General features: G+C 42.4%; 1 pseudogene. It reads left to right on the forward strand.

Annotated elements, in window-relative coordinates:
* Nucleotides 1-811 (forward strand): annotated as a pseudogene (locus tag DZ60_RS25375) (hypothetical protein); the annotation flags it as partial.

The raw sequence follows: 811 nt of genomic DNA on the forward strand, positions 1-811 counted from the left end.
CAGATGAGGCGTATGGAGCATCTGGTACGGATAGCAATGAAGATGGTACTTACGGAGGAGTTGTAGAGCCCTACGATGCTATGGATCCATTGAATCCTGATGGAGTTGATGTTGATGGATTAGTAAATGCTGCTGGTGTAACTGCCAGTGCCTATGATACCACTCCTGCAACGACGACCACACCCGCAGGAAATACTTTCCAGATAGCAACAGAAGTAAATGTAGATGCGACAGCGTTAACGGATCAATTGATATTAGAAGGTACGGGAACCAGTTTTACAATTACGAGTTCAGATGCGACGAGCACCACTACCTATACAGTTCCTGGTACACCGGACTATTCGACGCTTCCTCCTGCAGTGGATGTAAGTGGAACATTAGTGTATCAATGGCAACGTAATGGAGTTGATATTGATGGTACTACCGATGGAGGGGTATATGGAGCAAGTTTTAATACCGACGAATTAACGATATCTGATGTAACAGGCTTAAATGGTAATGTGTATAATTTGGTAATTACCCATCCTGATAATCCATGTATATTGATAGAACATAGTGCTACACTGGGTGTTGATATAGATACGGATGGAGATGATGTGGGAGATTATACTGATTTAGATGATGATAATGATGGTATTTTAGATATTGTTGAGTGTGGTGTATCCACGACTCCGGGATTAACAGTTTCAGGAAGTGATCCGGATTTTGTATTAACAGATGCCTCTTTAGTAGTGCACAATAATGCTATAAGTTCCGGAGGAACTGTGACTCCAACAGTGACCGAAGAAGGCGGGACTAATATACGATCTCG

The sequence above is a fragment of the Aquimarina pacifica genome, assembly GCF_000520955.1.
Classification (GTDB): Bacteria; Bacteroidota; Bacteroidia; order Flavobacteriales; family Flavobacteriaceae; genus Aquimarina; species Aquimarina pacifica.